This window comes from Aeromonas sp. s6 (assembly GCF_040907815.1).
Taxonomy (GTDB): Bacteria; Pseudomonadota; Gammaproteobacteria; order Enterobacterales; family Aeromonadaceae; genus Aeromonas; species Aeromonas caviae.
The window spans coordinates 1-17,029 of the sequence record NZ_JBFOCN010000017.1 but is presented as its reverse complement, the minus strand read 5'-3'; the positions used below and the strand labels follow the sequence as shown (position 1 = coordinate 17,029).

16 protein-coding genes and 1 rRNA gene are annotated in these 17,029 nt (G+C 63.5%); 10 read left to right on the top strand and 7 right to left on the bottom strand.

The window, feature by feature from the left end; all coding sequences use genetic code 11:
* Positions 1-42 precede the first annotated feature (42 nt).
* Positions 43-786 carry a DNA/RNA nuclease SfsA gene (sfsA, locus tag AB5Y50_RS01255; RefSeq protein WP_049635991.1) on the bottom strand — a complete coding sequence of 248 codons (744 nt, stop codon included), beginning with the start codon at positions 784-786 and terminating at the stop codon, positions 43-45.
* The gene (thpR, locus tag AB5Y50_RS01250; protein ID WP_049635990.1) at positions 783-1,328 is read right to left on the bottom strand and encodes an RNA 2',3'-cyclic phosphodiesterase; all 546 of its coding nucleotides are present in this window, start codon (positions 1,326-1,328) and stop codon (positions 783-785) included. The genes sfsA and thpR overlap by 4 nt, the downstream gene beginning before the upstream one ends.
* Before the next feature lie 184 nt (positions 1,329-1,512).
* On the opposite strand from thpR, the gene hrpB reads away from it, so the two are divergent.
* From hrpB to AB5Y50_RS01235, 3 genes are all read left to right on the top strand, one after another.
* Positions 1,513-3,966 (top strand): ATP-dependent helicase HrpB, encoded by a 2,454-nt coding sequence (gene hrpB, locus AB5Y50_RS01245; protein ID WP_043155750.1) that lies wholly within the window; start codon positions 1,513-1,515, stop codon positions 3,964-3,966.
* 123 nt (positions 3,967-4,089) lie between these two features.
* Positions 4,090-6,411, top strand: coding sequence for a penicillin-binding protein 1B (gene mrcB, locus AB5Y50_RS01240; RefSeq protein ID WP_010675566.1), 2,322 nt, complete (start codon positions 4,090-4,092; stop codon positions 6,409-6,411).
* Between the two features lie 42 nt (positions 6,412-6,453).
* The gene (locus AB5Y50_RS01235) at positions 6,454-6,855 is read left to right on the top strand and encodes a VOC family protein (RefSeq protein WP_043155748.1); all 402 of its coding nucleotides are present in this window, start codon (positions 6,454-6,456) and stop codon (positions 6,853-6,855) included.
* Between the two features lie 90 nt (positions 6,856-6,945).
* Here the strand turns inward: AB5Y50_RS01235 and AB5Y50_RS01230 are convergent, their stop codons facing one another.
* Together AB5Y50_RS01230 and AB5Y50_RS01225 are read right to left on the bottom strand one after the other, a co-directional pair.
* Positions 6,946-7,266 carry an SMR family transporter gene (locus AB5Y50_RS01230; RefSeq protein WP_010675564.1) on the bottom strand — a complete coding sequence of 107 codons (321 nt, stop codon included), beginning with the start codon at positions 7,264-7,266 and terminating at the stop codon, positions 6,946-6,948.
* Positions 7,254-7,646, bottom strand: coding sequence for a multidrug efflux SMR transporter (locus AB5Y50_RS01225; protein ID WP_043155747.1), 393 nt, complete (start codon positions 7,644-7,646; stop codon positions 7,254-7,256). The genes AB5Y50_RS01230 and AB5Y50_RS01225 overlap by 13 nt, the downstream gene beginning before the upstream one ends.
* A 156-nt stretch (positions 7,647-7,802) precedes the next feature.
* On the opposite strand from AB5Y50_RS01225, the gene AB5Y50_RS01220 reads away from it, so the two are divergent.
* The gene (locus AB5Y50_RS01220) at positions 7,803-8,684 is read left to right on the top strand and encodes a LysR family transcriptional regulator (RefSeq protein WP_043155746.1); all 882 of its coding nucleotides are present in this window, start codon (positions 7,803-7,805) and stop codon (positions 8,682-8,684) included.
* A gap of 42 nt (positions 8,685-8,726) precedes the next feature.
* On the opposite strand, the gene AB5Y50_RS01215 is transcribed toward AB5Y50_RS01220, so the two are convergent.
* Entirely contained in the window at positions 8,727-9,242 is a 516-nt protein-coding gene (locus tag AB5Y50_RS01215; protein ID WP_010675561.1) for a DUF2937 family protein, read from the bottom strand.
* Between the two features lie 202 nt (positions 9,243-9,444).
* On the opposite strand from AB5Y50_RS01215, the gene AB5Y50_RS01210 reads away from it, so the two are divergent.
* Together AB5Y50_RS01210 and AB5Y50_RS01205 are read left to right on the top strand one after the other, a co-directional pair.
* On the top strand, positions 9,445-10,128 hold the full coding sequence (locus tag AB5Y50_RS01210; protein WP_010675560.1) for a phosphatase PAP2 family protein: 684 nt from the start codon (positions 9,445-9,447) through the stop codon (positions 10,126-10,128).
* A gap of 259 nt (positions 10,129-10,387) precedes the next feature.
* Complete coding sequence (locus tag AB5Y50_RS01205) at positions 10,388-11,290, top strand: sulfite exporter TauE/SafE family protein (RefSeq protein ID WP_043155745.1); 903 nt, start codon at positions 10,388-10,390, stop codon at positions 11,288-11,290.
* A gap of 46 nt (positions 11,291-11,336) precedes the next feature.
* On the opposite strand, the gene AB5Y50_RS01200 is transcribed toward AB5Y50_RS01205, so the two are convergent.
* Entirely contained in the window at positions 11,337-12,149 is an 813-nt protein-coding gene (locus tag AB5Y50_RS01200) for a hypothetical protein (RefSeq protein ID WP_042016292.1), read from the bottom strand.
* 200 nt (positions 12,150-12,349) lie between these two features.
* A complete protein-coding gene (gene hemL, locus AB5Y50_RS01195) occupies positions 12,350-13,636 on the bottom strand; it encodes a glutamate-1-semialdehyde 2,1-aminomutase (RefSeq protein WP_043155744.1) in 1,287 nt (428 codons plus the stop codon).
* A 209-nt stretch (positions 13,637-13,845) separates the two neighbouring features.
* On the opposite strand from hemL, the gene clcA reads away from it, so the two are divergent.
* The 4 genes from clcA to AB5Y50_RS01175 form a co-directional block, all read left to right on the top strand.
* Positions 13,846-15,240 (top strand): H(+)/Cl(-) exchange transporter ClcA, encoded by a 1,395-nt coding sequence (clcA, locus tag AB5Y50_RS01190; protein ID WP_039040862.1) that lies wholly within the window; start codon positions 13,846-13,848, stop codon positions 15,238-15,240.
* 87 nt (positions 15,241-15,327) lie between these two features.
* Positions 15,328-16,020: a DUF6776 family protein gene (locus AB5Y50_RS01185; RefSeq protein WP_043155743.1), complete on the top strand. Its 693-nt coding sequence runs from the start codon at positions 15,328-15,330 to the stop codon at positions 16,018-16,020.
* A gap of 89 nt (positions 16,021-16,109) precedes the next feature.
* Positions 16,110-16,460: an iron-sulfur cluster insertion protein ErpA gene (gene erpA / locus AB5Y50_RS01180; RefSeq protein WP_010675554.1), complete on the top strand. Its 351-nt coding sequence runs from the start codon at positions 16,110-16,112 to the stop codon at positions 16,458-16,460.
* Positions 16,461-16,950: 490 nt separating this feature from the next.
* Positions 16,951-17,029: ribosomal RNA gene (locus AB5Y50_RS01175) — 16S ribosomal RNA — on the top strand; the annotation flags it as partial.

The window sequence follows — 17,029 nt, the reverse complement described above, 5'->3', positions numbered from 1 at the left end:
GAGGCAAACAAGCCTTATCAATAATGTTACCCACTTCTGCATTTATTCTCTGCCCTCGGGTAGCATATGGTCAGATTCAAATGGGATAAAATCCTGAGCCACCATGCCCTGCACCCCAACATGGGGGCGATAGCATAAAATTTCAACCCCTGCCGCCATAGCCTGTTCAACAAGCTGACTATAGTGCGGATCGATATGGGCTGCAGGGCGCATTCTCGCGATGCCGGAGTGCAATACCATGAACAGCAGCACGGCCCGGTGCCCTGCCGCCTTCATGGCCATCAATTCACGCAAGTGCTTGGCGCCGCGGGTGGTGACCGCATCGGGGAAGTACCCCATGCCGGGTTGCTCCCGCTCGTCGAGCAGGGTGACGGATTTCACCTCGATGTAACAATCCGGTCTGTGGTCATCTTCCAGCAGCAGGTCGATGCGGCTGTTCTCTTCCCCGTATTTCACTTCGGTGCGCAGCCTGGCATAGCCTGCCAGGGGGGCGAGGGCGCCCTGTTCGATGAGCTCCCGGGCGATCTGGTTGGCACGGGCCGTGTTGACGCAGATGAAGTGACCCGCCGGGCTCTCGGCGATTTCCCAACTGTTTGGCAGCTTGCGCTTGGGGTTGTCGGATGTGGAGTACCAGACCCGGGTGCCCGGCAGGGCGCAGCCGGTCATGGCACCGGTATTGGCGCAGTGGATGGTGATCACCTCGCCGTTGTCGAGCGTGACATCCGTCAGAAAGCGCTTGTAGCGGGAGATCAGCTGCCCGGACTGCAGGGGGGGATCGAAGATCATGGGGTGAGCTCCTCGCGGTGCGGGTTTTTGACGCGGGCCCGCAGGGGCCAGCAGGCGAGCGGTTCGTAGTGGACGCCGTCCGGCGTGCTGACGGATTGATAGAGGCAGAAGCGATCGGCCCTGAGCAGAAAATCCGGCGCAGGCAGCTCGCCGGGGGCCTCGCCCGCCTTGCGCGACAGGGTGACGTGGGGGCGATAGCCCTGCTCGCCGTTGCCCAGCCCGAGTTTTTCACCGTGGCGGCGCAGTGCCCTCGCGAGCACAGTCAGCTCGTTCGGCCACTCACCGGGCCCCACCCAGGCGGCTTTGGCGCGCTGAAACCAGCCGGTCTGATCCAGATGGACGCTGAAAGGGGGGCAGTGCTGTCGCTCGGCGACCGCGATCAGGCGAGCCTGGGTCGTTTCGTCGGCCTCCCCGAGAAAGGCCAGGGTCAGGTGCAGGTTGCTCTCGGGCACCGGCTGGCCGGGCCAGGGGCGCTGGTCTCGCCAGGTCGCAAGCTCGGGGGCAAGCTCTGGCAGGGGCAGGGCAAAGAAGAGTTTGGGCATGCGGCGTGTCGGTCCTCGTGATGGGCATCGGATAAGGGCCATTCTATGGCAGCCGCTCCCGGGATGTCTTGCCGTGTTGCACCTGACGCTTCCTGCCCCTGCCCGGCAGGGGCGCTTACGATGGCCGGGAGGCTGTGGCAGAATGGACCCCTTTTCAGAAGTGTCACAGAAGGTGCCCATCGCTTTGTCTTCCCTCCCCATCGTCCCGGTGTTGCCCGAACTCTTTGCAGCCCTCGACAGCCATACCAGCGTGATCCTGCAGGCGCCCCCCGGCGCTGGCAAATCGACCCTGCTGCCCCTGGAGCTGGTGCGCCAGCACCGGCTGCCCGGGCGCATCATCATGCTGGAGCCCAGGCGCCTCGCGGCGCGCAACATCGCGAGCTTCCTCGCGCGTCAGCTGGGGGAGAAGGTGGGCGAGCGCATCGGCCTGCGAGTGCGCGGGGAGAGCCGCACCAGCAGCCAGACCCGGCTCGAGATCGTGACCGAGGGGGTGCTGACCCGGATGCTGCAGCAGGATCCTGAGCTCACCGGCGTGTCGCTCGTCATCTTTGACGAGTTCCACGAGCGCAGCCTGCACGCCGATACCGCGCTGGCCTTCGCCATCGAAAGCCAGCAGGGGTTGCGCGATGATCTCAAGCTGCTGGTGATGTCCGCCACCCTGGATGGCATGGCCCTGGAGCGCCTGCTGCCAGGTGCCCCCGTGGTGCGCTCCGAGGGGCGCGGCTTTCCCATCGAGTACCACTATCGCCCCGCCAATCGCCAGCAGTGGCTGGAGCCCCAGGTTGGCGCCGTGGTGCTGGAGGCGCTCGCCAGTCAGGCTGGCAGTGCCCTGGTGTTCCTGCCGGGACAGGGGGAGATAGAGCGGCTGGCACAGTGGCTGGAAGGGCGGTTGCCAGGGGATGTGACCCTGGCTCCCCTTTATGGCCGTCTTGACCTCGCGGCCCAGCAAGCGGCCATCGAGCCTGCGCCTGCGGGTCGTCGCAAGCTGGTGCTCACCACCAACGTGGCGGAGACCTCCCTCACCATCGAGGGGATCTCCGTGGTCATCGACAGCGGGCTGGAGCGGCGGGCCACCTTCGATATCAAGAGCGGCGTCACCCGGCTGGAGACCCGGCCCATCGCCAAAGCCTCCGCCACCCAGCGGGCGGGGCGGGCAGGGCGGCTTGGCCCCGGCGTCTGCTACCGGCTCTGGAGCAGCGAGGTGCAGGAGCGCCTCGCCGAGCAGAGTCCCCCCGACATCCTGACGCAAGAGCTCACCGGCCTGCTGATGGACGCCGCCCAGTGGGGGGCCCGGGTGGAGGCGCTGCCCCTGCTGGACATGCCGCCCCCTGCCGCCGTGGCCAGCGCCCGGCGGTTGCTGGTGGCCCTGGGCGCCATGGCCCCGGAGGGTGAGCAACAACTTACCCCGGCAGGCCGTGCCATGGCGGCCTTCGGCACCCATCCCCGCCTCGCCCGCATGTTGCTGCGGTCCCGGGAGCTGGAATCCGAGGGTCTGACAGGGATTGTCGCCGATGCGGCTTTCCTGGTGGCGCTGCTGGAAGAAGATCTGCGAGGATCGGAGCGCTTGTCCGTGTTGTTCCACCGCCGTCAGGGCGCCCTGCGCCAGGGAGCGGCCCGCTGGTTCGAGCGGCTCGGTGTACGGGCAAGCAGCCCGCAGGGTCAATGGCTGGGGTTGCTGTGCGCCCTCGCCTGGCCCGATCGCATCGGCAAGCTGCGCAGTGGCAGCCGCTATCAGCTCAGTGGCGGGGTGAGCTGCGATCTGGTAGAAGGGCATCCCTGCCAGGGGCAGGGGGCCATCGTGGCCGTCGAAATGGGTCAGAACGAGCGCGGCAGCCGCATTTTCATCGCCGAGCCGGTGGCGCTGGATGAGTTGGTGCGCCAGCTGCCCGAGCTGGTCGGCGAGCGCCAGTGGTTCGACTGGGACGATCGGGAGGAACGGGTGCGTGCGGAGCGCCAGCAGGTGCTCGGCGAGCTGGTGCTCGGCCAGCGGCCGCTGACGGATCTCTCCGATGAACAGAAGGGGCGCTGCCTGCTGCAGGGCATCCGGCGCAAGGGGCTGCACGTGCTGCCCTGGGACGAGAGCAGCGAGGGGCTGCTGGCCCGCTTGCGCTGCGCCCGCGACTGGCTGCCCGACGAAGCCTGGCCCGCCATGGATGAGGAGAGCCTGCTGGCCGACCTCGAGCAGTGGCTGCTGCCGGCGGTGAGCGGCATGACCCGGCTGGAGCAGTTGAAGCGGCTCGACATGAGCGACATCCTGCGCCAGTCTCTGCCCTGGCCCCTGCCAAGGCGGCTGGACGAGGCGCTGCCGAGCCACTTCACCGCACCGACCGGCAGCCGGGTACGGATCCGCTACCAGCCGGGTCAGGCGCCAGCGATCCCGGTGCGCATCCAGGAGATGTTCGGGCTGGGCGCCACCCCATGCGTGGCCGATGGCCGGGTCCCCCTGGTGGTGGAGCTGCTCTCCCCGGCCCAGCGCCCCTTGCAGATCACCGCGGATCTCGCCGCCTTCTGGGCGGGATCCTATGAGCAGGTGAAAAAAGAGATGAAGGGGCGCTACCCCCGTCACTACTGGCCGGACAACCCGCTGGAGGCGATGCCGACCCGGGTGACCAAGAAGAAGATGGGATTGCAGGAGTAGCCGACGGGACAGTGATCGGTCGGTACGATCAGAACAAGATGGCGGTGGCACAGTCCCCCTCCACAACAGGCATCGCAGGCCGCTCGCATCAGCGGGATGGCGAGGAGAACGACAAGAGGATTTATGGCAACCCAACGACGCAAGCGCACGCCCAAGAAGGCGGCGCCCAAACGCACCATCTGGCGCACCCTGTTCTGGCTGGGCTTCAAGCTCTCTCTGGTGGTGGCGGCCTTCATGGTGGTGTTTGGCATCTATCTCGACACCAAGGTGCGCGAGCGCTTCGACGGCGAGAAGTGGCAGTTGCCGGTGATGGTCTACAGCCGCCCGCTGGAGCTCTATCCCAGCCAGCGGCTCTCCCAGACCCAGATGCTGCGCGAGCTCAACATGCTGAGCTACAAGCAGGTGCGTCAGCCTCATACCCCGGGTGAGTACGCGGTGAGCGGTAATCGCATCGAGCTGGTGCGCCGGCCGTTCGAGTTCCACGACGGTGCCGACGGCGCCCGTGGCCTGCGTCTCACCTTCAACGGGGCGCGCCTCGAGGGGATCCAGTCCCTGGAGAACCAGCGTCAGCTCGGCTATGCCCAGATGGACCCGGTGCTGCTCGATCGCCTCAACACCGAGGATCGGGAGGACCGCCTGCTGGTGCGCCTTTCCGAGGTGCCGGACAGCCTGCTGGTGACGTTGCTCACCACGGAAGACAGGGACTTCTACCAGCACGGCGGTGTCTCGCCGGTGGCCATCATGCGCGCCATGGCAGCCAACCTGCTGGCGGGGCGCACCGTGCAGGGGGGCAGTACGCTCACCCAGCAGCTCGCCAAGAACTTCTTCCTGACCCGTGAGCGCAGCCTGTGGCGCAAACTGCAGGAAGCCTACATGGCGGTGCTCATCGACTACCGCTACAGCAAGGACGAGATCCTGGAGGCCTACCTCAACGAGGTCTATCTGGGGCAGAACTTCTCCCAGGGGGTCTACGGCTTCGGGCTCGCCTCCTACTTCTACTTCGGTATTCCGGTCAACGAGCTGGACATCGATCAGGTGGCCCTGCTGGTGGGCATGGTGAAGGGCCCCTCCTATTACGATCCCTGGCGCTTCCCCGACCGGGCCAAGGCGCGCCGGGATCTGGTGCTGAAACTGCTGGCGGATCACGGCAGCCTGACCCAGGCCGAGTATGACCTGGCCAGCAAGCAGCCCCTTGGCATCATCGCCCGCGGCCAGATGAGCTATGGCCGCACCCCGGCCTTCATGGGGCTGCTCAAGCGGGAGATCCAGAACCGCTTCGGCCCGGATCTGCTCAAGCAGTCCGGCCTCAAGATCTTCACCAGTCTGGATCCCATCGCCCAGCACGCCGCCGAGCAGGCGGTGGAGTCGGGTCTGGCCACCATCGAGAAGCAGCGTGGCAAGAAGAAGCTGGAGGCTGCCATGGTGGTCTCCGACTGGCACAAGGGCGAGGTGGTCGCCATGGTGGGGGGACGGGATCCCCGCTACGCCGGCTTCAACCGGGCGCTGGATGCCCGCCGTCAGATTGGCTCCCTGGTCAAACCGGCGGTCTACCTGACCGGCCTCTCCAACGGCCTGACCCTGGGCACGCCGCTTAAAGATCAGCCGATCCGCATTCGCGGCCAGGATGGCCAGATCTGGACGCCGCAGAACTACGACCGCAAGTTCCGCCAGAGCGTGCCCCTGATGGAGGCGCTTGCCAGCTCCCTCAACGTGCCGACCGTCAACCTCGGTATGCAGATAGGCCTGGACAAGGTGGTGGACACCCTGCACAAGCTGGGGGTGCAGCAGGAGATCCAGCCCTATCCGTCCCTGGTGCTGGGGGCGGTGGCGCTCTCGCCCATGGAGGTGAACCAGATGTACCTGCCCATTGCCAACCAGGGGTTGACCCAGCCCCTGTCGGCCATCCGGGCCGTGGTGAATGGCGAGGGGCGCCAGCTCTACCAGCATGACGAAGCGGCCAAGCGGGTGACGGATCCCCAGGCAAGCTGGCTGACCCTGTTCGCCATGACCAAGACGGTGAGCCAGGGGACGGCCCGGGCGCTCGGTGCCAAGTTCCCCGGGGCCACCATGGCCGCCAAGACCGGTACCACCAACGAGCTGCGTGACTCCTGGTTTGCCGGGATGGACAACAACGAGCTGGTGAGCGTCTGGGTCGGCCGTGACGACAACACCCCGGCCGGGTTGACCGGTGCCAGTGGCGCCTTGCAGCTGTTCAGCGGCTACATGAGCCAGCGAGGGGTCAACAGCCTGGGGCTGAAGATGCCCGAAGGGGTGAGCTGGGCCAACTTCTCCCGCTCGAGCGGTGCCCGGGTGGCCAGCGATTGTCCCGGCAGTCTCCAGGTGCCGGCCAAGCTGGCCGGTCTGGCCGAGCCCATGAGCTGTGCCAGCCCGGTTTCGGACCCGGCGAATGCCCTGGACAACTGGTTCAACGGTTTCTTCAACTGACGAAGACGGGCAGCACAGGCTGCCCGTTTTGCAAGGATTGCCATGACCCATCCCCTGTTTGAGGCCATCCATCACGTGGCCATCATCGCCAGCGACTATCCGCGCTCGCGCCACTTCTATCACCAGGTGCTGGGGTTGCCCATCATTGCCGAGACCCTGCGGGCCGAGCGTCAGTCGTGGAAGCTGGATCTGGCGCTGCCGGACGGCAGCCAGCTGGAGCTGTTCAGCTTCCCGGCGCCGCCACCGCGCCCCTCCCGGCCGGAGGCGTGCGGGTTGCGCCACCTGGCGTTTCGGGTGGCGGATCTCGACCGGGTCATCGCCCACCTGGAGCAGCAAGGGGTGGAAGTGGAGCCGGTGCGGGTGGACGAGCTGACCGGCAAGCGCTTTACCTTCTTCGCCGACCCCGACGGCCTGCCGCTGGAGCTGTACGAGGCAGCGCGTTAGGCTGCCTGTTGCAATCTGGGTGATCGGTTTGACCATGAAAAAAGCCGCCCTGGGAACAGGGCGGCTTTTTTCATGGGGTTGGAGAGGGGATCATGCTGTGGTCAGCAGGGCGACCGCCACCGCCATCACCATCATGCCGAGCCAGCCGACGGGTCTGAGGCGCTCGCCGAACAGCAGCAGGCCCCCGAGGGCGGTGCCCAGGATGCCGATGGCACCCCAGGTGGCATAGGCCACGGCCAGGTCGATCTTGCCGGTACTGACCGCCTCGCTGAGCAGAGTGAAGGCACAGAGCACCAGCAGAATGCCGAGGACGCCCCACCCCTTGTCGCGAAAACCGACGGAGCGGTTGATCGCCATGTTGGCGCCGATATCCAGCAGGGCGGCGCCCAGTACGATGATCAACGGGTGCATGGGGCTTCCCTCCTCTGGCGGGTGGGGGCTGGTGCATCATGGGTCTCGCCCAGGGTCACCATGACAATCCCCACTATGGCCAGCGCCAGTCCGATCCACTCCTGGATGCTCAGCTCGTAGCCGAGGAACAGGACGGAGACGGCGGTGATGAGGGCGATCCCCAACCCTTCCCACAGCGCAAACGCGATACCAATGGAGATTGTCCTGGCGGCCTTGGCGAGCAGCAGGTAGGAGAGGGTGATGAGGAGCCACATCGGCAGATAGTGGATCCAGCCGCTCGCGCTCTCTGGAATCAGGGCCATGGAGGAGGTGCCGGCGACCTCGGTCAGGATGGCCCCTGTCAGAAAGAGGCGGGCCAAAAGCAGGGGACGGGATGACATGCAGTTTCCTTCTGTTGCTGCGATGAAGAGAGGATAACGGCACCCGAAACGGCAAGGTTATCGCTGAGCGTCGAGAAAGCTGTCGCTGCTTGTTTGCCTTGGGGGCGGGCCAGGGGATAAGGTGGTGATGGAATAATCTGCCGCCAGTTTGAAGCCATGAAGCTAAATCAGATACAACTCTTTGTAGAAACAGCAGACAGTGGTTCGATAGCCAATGCCGCCAGACGACTTGGCAAGAGTCGCAGCGCCGTGAGCTCGGCGATTGCAACCCTGGAAGTGGAGCTTGGCGTCGAACTTTTCGAACGAGGGACGAATCAGAGCCGACTGACCGAAATCGGCGAGCAAGTGCTGGACGACTGTCGGCGGCTGTTGCAGGCCGCCAACAGCCTGAAGCTCAAGTGCGAGCACCATGCCTCCGGTGCCGAGGTGGCGCTGCGGGTAGCCCGGGACGACGCCATTCCCGAGGTGGTATGGCGCGAGATGCTGGGGGCGCTGCGTCGCCAGTTTCCGGGCACCAGCATCTCCCTGGTGCTGGCCTCACCGCCGGAGCTGCCGGCCCTGGTGGAAGAGGGGTTCGTGGATGCCGCCTTCGGCCTCATCACCGAGGAACAGGAGCGCAGCGGTCTTTGCATCGACGTGCTCAATCCGATCCGCACCCTGATGGTGGTCGCACCAAGCCACCCGCTGGCTGGGCTGAAGCGGGTGTTGCAGCAGGATCTGACCGATCACACCCAGGTCACCCTCTCCTATGTGGACGCGTTTTCGGTCAAGAGCCTGCTGCCCATCGGAGGGCAGCATATCGGGTTGTCGAGTTTCGAACTGATGCGGGATGCGGTGCTGGATGGTCTGGGTTGGGCGGTGCTGCCTTCACCCCTCATCCAGAGCCAGCTGCGCCTGGGAGAGCTGCTGACCCTGAAGCACAAGTTCAGTCTGCAGTGGCGCGATTACGGAGTCTATCTGTCGGAGAACGCCCATCACGGCAAGGTGCTGGCCTGGCTGAAGAAGGCAATAGAAGCCTATCTCGAACCCTTCGAGTAGCCGCCAACCGGGGCGGGCACCCCGGTTGGCAGTGAGAGGGGATCAGCGCAGGCCGTGACGGGGGACGCGCTGGCGGGAGCGAAATGGCAGCAGCAGGAGGCCGAGCAGCAGATCCCCCGCCAGGGAGGCCAGCAGACCCGCCGCCACGCCGCAGAAAATGGCGGCCTGTTTGAGGGGGACCACATAGCCGTAGTTGTGCAGGGTATCCTGCCAGAGGGCGGGATCGGCGCGCAGCAACAGGTGGGAGAGCTGCTGGTACCAGGGACTCTCCCGCACGGCGATCTCCCCCTGAAGGTGCTGCTGCTGGTTGACCAGTTGCTGGAGGCTGGTGGCATCCTGGGTGAAGACGGGATCCTGGCTGGCACCGTAATGGGCGACCAGCGCCTGCAGATCGCCATTGAAGTGCTGGTCCGCCGTGCGCTGGAAGGGGGCCAGCGCCAGACCGGCTTGCTGCAGCCGGGCATCCAGCCGCTGGAAGTAGAGATCGACCAGCCCGGGGATCTGTACACCTGCCAGCAAACCGAGGGCAAACAACATCATGCGAAGGTAGCTGCGCATCATCATCATCCTGAACGAAGGGAGCGCCCATACTAGCCGCAACCGGTGGGAGAGCCAAGGAGGGGACGCGCTTGCCCACCCGGTCGGCGGCGCCAAAAGAAGAGCCGATGGAATACCTTTGTTACACGAATTCTTACACTTTTGTGATGCAAGTCATCTTGCGGCTGGCCTAGAATGAGCGTTTTTCGAAGGACACGTCGGCATGAGCAAGTTCATTCCTTTCTATCTGGCCGGGGGCCTAATCGCCTTCAGTTGGGGCGCCCTGCCTGAGCACGGCCCCTGGGATGGGTGGGATCTCGCCCTCTTCCAGCTGGTCAATGGCTGGATTGGCCACTCCCCCCGTTGGGCCGATCTGGTGGCCATCACCAACAACCGCCTGTTCGATCTGGCCGCGCTGGCCTGCATGGGCGGGATCCTTGCAAGTTGCTTCTTCCGTGCCGACGGGCAGGAGCGCCGTCGTCTGGTGGCCATGGGGGTCGTGATGCTGCTGGGGGCCCTGGTGATCAATCAGCTCGGGCATCTGTTGCCGGTCAGCCGTCCCAGCCCCACCTTGATGGTGGACGGGGCACTGCGCCTGACCGAGATCAGTGCGATTCCCACCAAGGACTCCGCCGGTGACAGCTTCCCCGGTGATCACGCCCTCTTCCTGATGATCTTCGCCGGTTTTGCCCTGCGCTATCTGCCGCGCTGGGCCGGGGTAGTTGCGGTGGTGATGGTGCCCCTGTTTTCGGCGCCCCGCATCCTGGCTGGTGCGCACTGGATGACGGACGTCTATGTGGGCGCTCTTTGCCTCTCCCTGATCTGCCTGCCGCTGCTGTTGCTCACTCCCGTGTCGGATCGCCTGATCGACCGCCTGGCTCCCCGGCTGCCACGCTGGATTGCCTGACGGAGAATGAAAAAAGAAGGCGGGTCACCCCGCCTTCTTTCGTTTACGCCTCACCGGTGCTGTGGTCGTCGCGAAATGACCAGGACTACGCCCGATGAGCCCGGGCTGTCGCCCTCCCAACCAGTATGGATAGCCCCATTCGGGTTCTGCCAGCCAAAATAGTCGGGGCTAAACGTTTGCACCCGTCGTCTCATGATCCTGGCCAGGATTTTTTCCCTCCGCTGCCTTAGAATCGCCGCCCGTTGTTGGAGGTCTCCCCATGCTTGTCACTTTTCTGCGTTTCTTGTTTATCGGTTGTGCTCTGGTCTTTCTCTTTATGCTGGTCCGTGCCTGGTGGCACAAACGGCGTCATGGCCAGCTCGAAGCCACCCCTTTCTGGCCGGTGGCGGCCATCGGTTTTGTGGCCAATTTTCTCGATACCCTGGGGGTGGGGAGCTTTGCGGTGAAGACCGCCTGCTACAAGCAGTTCAGGCTGATCGATGATCGGGTGCTGCCCGGTACCCTCAACGGCCAGTGCGTGCTGCCGACCGTGACCCAGGCTCTCATCTTCATCGGCGTGGTCAACGTGGATCCCGTCACCCTCATCAGCATGATGGCGGCGGCGGCGGCCGGTGCGGCCTGGGGCGCCCGTTACGTGGCTTCCTTTGATCGCCAGACCATCCGGCTGGTAATGGCGGTCTCCCTGCTGGTGGTCGCCGGTCTCATCTTTGCCGGTCTGCTCGGGCTCTTCCCCCTCGGTGGCGAGGCCATGGGGCTGAGCGGTTACAAGCTGGGGATCGCCCTTGCCGGCAACTTCCTGTTCGGAGCTCTGATGAACGTCGGTATCGGCCTGTTCGCCCCCTGCATGACCCTGGTCTATCTGCTCGGCATGAACCCGCTGGTGGCCTTCCCCATCATGATGGGATCCACCGCCGTGCTCAGCGTCTTCTCGGCGGGGACCTTCATTCGCAAGGGGGCTTTCGATGCGCGGGCCGTGCTGGCGGTGGCCATCTTCGGCCCCATCGGCGTGGTGCTGGCGGCCATGCTGGTCAAATCCATGGAGATGGAGATGCTCAAATGGCTGGTGGCCTTCATCGTCATCTATACCTCCTGGACCATGTACGCCTCCTGGCGGGCGGCGCGGCGACAGCCAGCGCCCGCGCTGGCAGAGGCGACGAGCTAGCTGGCGTCGGCGAGGCCCGCCTGCACGGGCACCCCGCGTTGGTATGTCATCCCGCTCGCCCGGTCCTGGCGCGTCTTCTGATGCCTCTGGCAGCCCCCTCCGAGTGGGCAGTCTGTTGGCTGGAGGCGACCAGTGCGGCTTCCGCCCTGGCACCGAGAAACACATAGAGCCCCAGCGCCAGCAGCAACCCCACGGCGCAGCCCATCACCCCCACCGCAGGCCAGAGCAGTTCGCTCTGGCCGAGGGATCCCTTGAACAGCAGCAGCAACCCCTCGATGGAGACCGCGATCAGGATGGCGGCGATAAAGCGGGTAATGGTGCGCCGGATTGCGCTGTGGCGGAAGATGTCCTTATGCAGCAGCACCTCCTCTTCGAGGATGGTCTTGCCGAGATCGAACACCGCCAGCGCGAGCGTGAGGAAGATGATGGCGCTGAAGGCTCCCAGTCGGTTCTGCTGGGTGCCGCACAGCAGCAGATAGAGCTGTTCCAGCCCGTGCCAGATGAGGGTGCCGACGATGAGAAACAGGGCCAGACTCAGGACGACGTAGACGGCCCTGAACCAGGGAATGGCGCGCCGCCGCTCCCTGTCCCCCATCAGCCAGGCGATCAGCTGGTGCAGGTTGATCTCCAGCTCCCGGCCATGGCCCTGCACCAGCAGGCGCAGCTGCCCCTGGGCCGCCGGAACGGGCGCCAGTATGGCTGGCCTGATCTGGGGGGCCAGGCTCTTCACCTCCTCGACGAAGGCATAGGTCTTGAGAGACGCCTCGGGGAGGGTGAGCAGCCCCAACAGCAGGGGGGCCAGCTCGGTTTCGTACTCCTGATAGCGCCGCAGCACATCGATGGGGCTCATCTCTGCCATATACACCTCGGTCCAATGGGCTCCTGAAGCAGGGGCCTGCAAATTGTGGGCCTGATTTATGACAGCCCGTGTACGGCGCGGCGCACCAGCAGGTGGCAAGGTTCCGGTGAGGGACTTAAAGATGCACCACTACGGTGCCTTGTCGGGACGAGCAAACAAAAAAGGGCCCCATCGGGGCCCTCTGCACATCTTGCGGCTTGTCAGCCAGCCAGCTTGGCGAAGCTGCGCTCGGCGGCCGCCAGAGTGTGTTCGATCTCCTTGTCCCCGTGGGCAAGCGACAGGAAGCCCGCCTCGTAGGCGCTCGGTGCCAGATAGACACCCTCCTCCAGCATCAGATGATAGAAGCGCTTGAAGCGTTCCATGTCGCAGCGGGTCACCTGCTCGTAGCGGGTGATCTCGGGCTCGTCGGTGAAGAAGAAGCCGAACATGCCGCCCACGTAGTTGATGGCAAGCGGGATGCCGTACCTGGCTGCGGCGGCTTTCAGCCCTTCGGCGACACGGGCGGTCTTGGTGCTCAGCTGCTCATAGAGGCCCGGCTCCAGCAGCAGATCCAGCATGGTGAGGCCGGCGGCCATGGCCACGGGGTTGCCGGAGAGGGTACCAGCCTGATAGACGGGGCCGGTCGGGGCTATGTGCTGCATCACCTTCTTCTTGCCGCCGAAGGCGCCCACCGGCATGCCGGCACCGATGATCTTGCCGAGGGTGGTGAGATCCGGGTCGATGTTGTAGTGGCCCTGGGCACCACGCAGGGAGACGCGAAAACCCGTCATCACCTCGTCCAGGATCAGCAGGGCGCCGAACTCGTCACAAATGGCGCGCAGCCCTTCCAGGAAGCCGGGCACCGGCGGGATGCAGTTCATGTTGCCGGCTACCGGCTCGACGATGATACAGGCGATCTCGCTGCCGTACTGGGTGAAGGCTTCGCGCACCGAGTCCAGATCGTTAAAGACACAGGTGAGCGTGTGTTTGGCGAAATCGGCGGGTACGCCCGGGCTGTTGGGCTGACCCAGGGTCAGGGCGCCGGAGCCAGCCTTGACCAGCAGGGAGTCGGCGTGGCCGTGGTAGCAGCCTTCGAATTTGACTATCTTGTCGCGGCCGGTGTAGCCGCGGGCCAGCCGGATGGCGCTCATGGTCGCCTCGGTGCCGGAGTTGACCATCCGCACCTGCTCCATGGAGGGGACGATCTGGCGCACCTTCTCGGCCATCAGCACTTCGATCTCGGTCGGCGCGCCGTAGCTCAGCCCTTTTTCCACTGCCTTGATGACGGCGGCCTTGATGGCCGGGTGGTTGTGGCCCAGCAGCATGGGGCCCCAGGATCCGATGTAATCCACATAGGCCTGACCATCCACGTCATAGAGGTAGGCGCCATCGGCGTGATCGATGAAGCGGGGTGTACCGCCGACCCCGTTGAAGGCGCGGACCGGTGAGTTGACGCCACCGGGAATGGTCTGGCGGGCCTGTTCAAACAGCTGATCTGATTTTGACATGGATCATCCTTAATGGGATTTTGGTCGTTACCCGGGCGCAGGCTGCCGATTGCGGCTCGGCAGGGGATGGCGGGAGGAGTATGCTTTGCGCTCTCGCCCCGGACTCTCGCCCGTGATACATGAAACGGGCCGACTATAGCAGAAAGGCCCAGAGCTGGGCAGCCGAGGCCGAGGTGTGTCTGGTCCTCGTTAGATGAGCGTGATTATCCATGGAGCAACAAGCCATTCCTTCCGCCGACGCGGCCTCGCTGCGTCGTCCTCCAGTCTTGCAGCGCCTGATACGGCGGGACAAGATGCCGCTGCTGGTGCTCCTGTTGGCGGCCCTGGTCGGCCTGCTGGCAGGCCTGGTGTGCGGATTGTTCGAGTCTTGCGTTCACTGGCTGGCCCAGCAGCGTGTCGACTTGCTGGCCGATCGCCCCTGGTGGCAGCTTGGCCTGCTCGGCTTTGGTTTCAGCGCCCTGCTGGGGTTGGTCGGCTATTTCCTCACTCATGCCTTTGCCCCCGAGGCGGGGGGATCCGGTATCCCGGAAATTGAAGGGGCCATGGACGACCTGCGCCCGGTACGCTGGTGGCGGGTGTTGCCGGTGAAGTTTTTTGGCGGGGTCTGTACCCTGAGTTCCGGCATGGTGCTGGGGCGGGAGGGGCCCTCGGTGCAGATAGGGGGCAACCTCGGCAAGATGGTGGCGGATATCTTCCGGTTGCCCAAGGAGCATGGCCATGCCCTGCTGGCTGCCGGTGCGGCGGGTGGTCTCGCTGCGGCCTTCAATGCCCCGCTGGCAGGGATACTGTTTGTCATGGAAGAGATGCGACCGCAATTTCGCTACTCCTTCCTCGCCATCAAGGCGGTCGGGATTTCGGCCGTCATGGCGACCCTGATGCTGCAGAACATGAAAGGGCAATCCCCCGTCATCATGCTGCCTCACTACGACGCTCCGGCCTTGAAGGCGCTCTGGCTGTTTCTTTTCATGGGGGGCTGCTTTGGTGTGCTGGGGTTCGTCTTCAACAAGCTGGTGCTCGCCTGTCAGGATGGTTACCTGGCATTGCATCAGAACAAGCGCCACCGCTTCGTCATCATCGGCATGGGGGTGGCTGGAACCTTTGGCATGCTGTCGCTGTTCGCCCCTTCTGTCACTGGAGGGGGTATCGAGCTCATCCCGCATCTGACGGGGGGAGACTATGCGATGGCGACGCTCTTCATCATCTTCTCGGTGCGACTGGTGGGTACCCTCATCTGCTTTTGCTCGGGGGCCCCTGGTGGTGTCTTTGCGCCGACCCTGGCACTGGGCACCCTGTTCGGGGTGATCTTTGGTCACCTGTTCCACTCTGCATTTCCCGATCTCGGCATCGAACCGGGCGCCTTTGCCATCGCCGGCATGGGGGCGCTTTTCGCCGCCACCGTACGTGCCCCCATTACCGGCATCGTGCTGGTGACAGAGATGACCGACAACTATCAGCTGATCCTGCCCATGATGATCACCACCATAGGGGCAACCCTAGTGGCGCAATGGTTGGGGGGGCGTCCCATCTATTCCCAGATCCTGGAGCGAACTTTACGGCTTGCTGCGCGTCAAAACCGGGGTGAAAGCAGCATCGCGACCGGTTAACTCTTTGTTTATCCGTATCAATCCGGCATGGTCGCGTATAGTGAAAAGAGACCGGCCGTGTTGATGTCGGCATATAGAAGAGGCCTTATGTCCCAAATCGTGAAGTTATTGGTGGTGCTGGCCGTGGGGGCATGTATCGGTTATGTCGTCGGGAACAGACAGGAGCTGGCTCAGAGCAGCCTGATGACGGTGCAGCAAGAGACGTTGGAGCGTCAGAGCAAGGCCATTGCACAACTTAAGACTGATCTCGGCGTCAGGGAGACCCTGCTGGCGACCCAGAAGGCCGCCTTCGAGCAACTTCAGCAGACGCTCAAGGATCAGGAAGCCCAGGTACAGGAGCAGAAACGTCAGCTCGCCTTCTTCGAGCGCATCATGCGTCCCACCGGCGAACAGGTGGGGGTATCCATCGACAATCTGACATTGCAGGAGACGAGTGTGCCGGGTCGCTACCACTATCGTCTGGCGCTCACACAACCCGCCAAGAAGCGGGAGCTGTTTCGGGGGCAGGTGCAGATCCGGCTCGAAGGCAGTCTGGCTGACAAGCCCAGGATCCTCAGTGGCCGGGATCTTGGCATGAAGGTGGGGGAGGGACGCTACGCGTTGCGATACTTCCAGCTCTTGGAGGGCAATTGGCAGCTTCCCTCAGGCTTCATCCCGGACAGGGTGAGAATCCTCATCCCGAAGGAGGGTCGGCAACCGGCCCAGGAGCTGGTTGCTGAGTGGAACGAGGTGCTCAAGCCTCTGGTCGCTCAACCAACCCCCTTGCCGGCAGCACAGTAAGAGAGTGGTGAATACTTGAACTAAATGGTCGGGTATTGGATAATTTCGCGGTTTCCATGTTTGTGGATGTAACGGTTGTGAGGTCAGCAATGAGTGCAGTAGCAGAAGCTCCCTTGCCCATCCAGATGACGGATGCGGCAGCCAACAAGGTAAAGACCTTGATCACCGAAGAAGAGAATCCCGAACTCAAGTTGCGGGTCTACATCACTGGGGGGGGCTGCTCCGGTTTCCAGTACGGTTTCACGTTTGACGAGAAAATCAATGATGGCGATACCGTGGTCGAGAAGAGCGGCGTCACCATGGTGATCGATCCCATGAGCCTGCAATACCTGGTCGGCGGCAGCGTGGATTACACCGAAGGCTTGGAAGGTTCCCGTTTCACCGTGACCAACCCCAACGCCACGACGACCTGCGGTTGCGGTTCCAGTTTCTCCATCTGATCTACAAGCAGCGTGATATGAAGGGCCCCGAGGGGCCCTTTTCATTTTTGTATGCCTGGCGTGGCTGGCATGTAGATCTTGATGTGGCGAAAACGGGTACCGATTGGTAGCGATAGTGAAGGTGTGCGGGCTCATTTAGATGAATCATTGACGGCTTTTTAGTCTGATTGGTTGTTGATTAAACACCTGAACGTCTTTTTCAAATAAACACGTAGTTTTCGCTTGTCAGCGAGAATCATATCCCTATAATGCGCCTCCATCAGCACGGCGCAGTTCGCGGCTGGTCCACCTTGCAAAGCAAGCTGGTGAGGGTTATAGTTTCAGACCCTGCTCTTTAACAATTTGAATCAAGCAATCTGTGTGGGCACTCACAGCATCGAGCATCAAAAACAATTTTTGATATCAATGTCTGATGAAGTGACCAAAGCAACGAAAGTTGCAGCAGTTAATTCAGCAATTCATTGAGCCGCCTTAATTGGCAACCAAACTTAAATTGAAGAGTTTGATCATGGCTCAGATTGAACGCTGGCGGCAGGCCTAACACATGCAAGTCGAGCGGCAGCGGGAAA

Coding starts and splice junctions, on each gene's coding strand:
- sfsA (WP_049635991.1), bottom strand. CDS start 786: ATGATCTTCGATCCCCCCCTGCAGTCCGGGCAGCTGATCTCCCGCTAC.
- thpR (WP_049635990.1), bottom strand. CDS start 1,328: ATGCCCAAACTCTTCTTTGCCCTGCCCCTGCCAGAGCTTGCCCCCGAG.
- mrcB (WP_010675566.1), top strand. CDS start 4,090: ATGGCAACCCAACGACGCAAGCGCACGCCCAAGAAGGCGGCGCCCAAA.
- AB5Y50_RS01235 (WP_043155748.1), top strand. CDS start 6,454: ATGACCCATCCCCTGTTTGAGGCCATCCATCACGTGGCCATCATCGCC.
- AB5Y50_RS01230 (WP_010675564.1), bottom strand. CDS start 7,266: ATGCACCCGTTGATCATCGTACTGGGCGCCGCCCTGCTGGATATCGGC.
- AB5Y50_RS01225 (WP_043155747.1), bottom strand. CDS start 7,646: ATGTCATCCCGTCCCCTGCTTTTGGCCCGCCTCTTTCTGACAGGGGCC.
- AB5Y50_RS01220 (WP_043155746.1), top strand. CDS start 7,803: ATGAAGCTAAATCAGATACAACTCTTTGTAGAAACAGCAGACAGTGGT.
- AB5Y50_RS01215 (WP_010675561.1), bottom strand. CDS start 9,242: ATGCGCAGCTACCTTCGCATGATGTTGTTTGCCCTCGGTTTGCTGGCA.
- AB5Y50_RS01210 (WP_010675560.1), top strand. CDS start 9,445: ATGAGCAAGTTCATTCCTTTCTATCTGGCCGGGGGCCTAATCGCCTTC.
- AB5Y50_RS01205 (WP_043155745.1), top strand. CDS start 10,388: ATGCTTGTCACTTTTCTGCGTTTCTTGTTTATCGGTTGTGCTCTGGTC.
- AB5Y50_RS01200 (WP_042016292.1), bottom strand. CDS start 12,149: ATGGCAGAGATGAGCCCCATCGATGTGCTGCGGCGCTATCAGGAGTAC.
- hemL (WP_043155744.1), bottom strand. CDS start 13,636: ATGTCAAAATCAGATCAGCTGTTTGAACAGGCCCGCCAGACCATTCCC.
- clcA (WP_039040862.1), top strand. CDS start 13,846: ATGGAGCAACAAGCCATTCCTTCCGCCGACGCGGCCTCGCTGCGTCGT.
- AB5Y50_RS01185 (WP_043155743.1), top strand. CDS start 15,328: ATGTCCCAAATCGTGAAGTTATTGGTGGTGCTGGCCGTGGGGGCATGT.
- erpA (WP_010675554.1), top strand. CDS start 16,110: ATGAGTGCAGTAGCAGAAGCTCCCTTGCCCATCCAGATGACGGATGCG.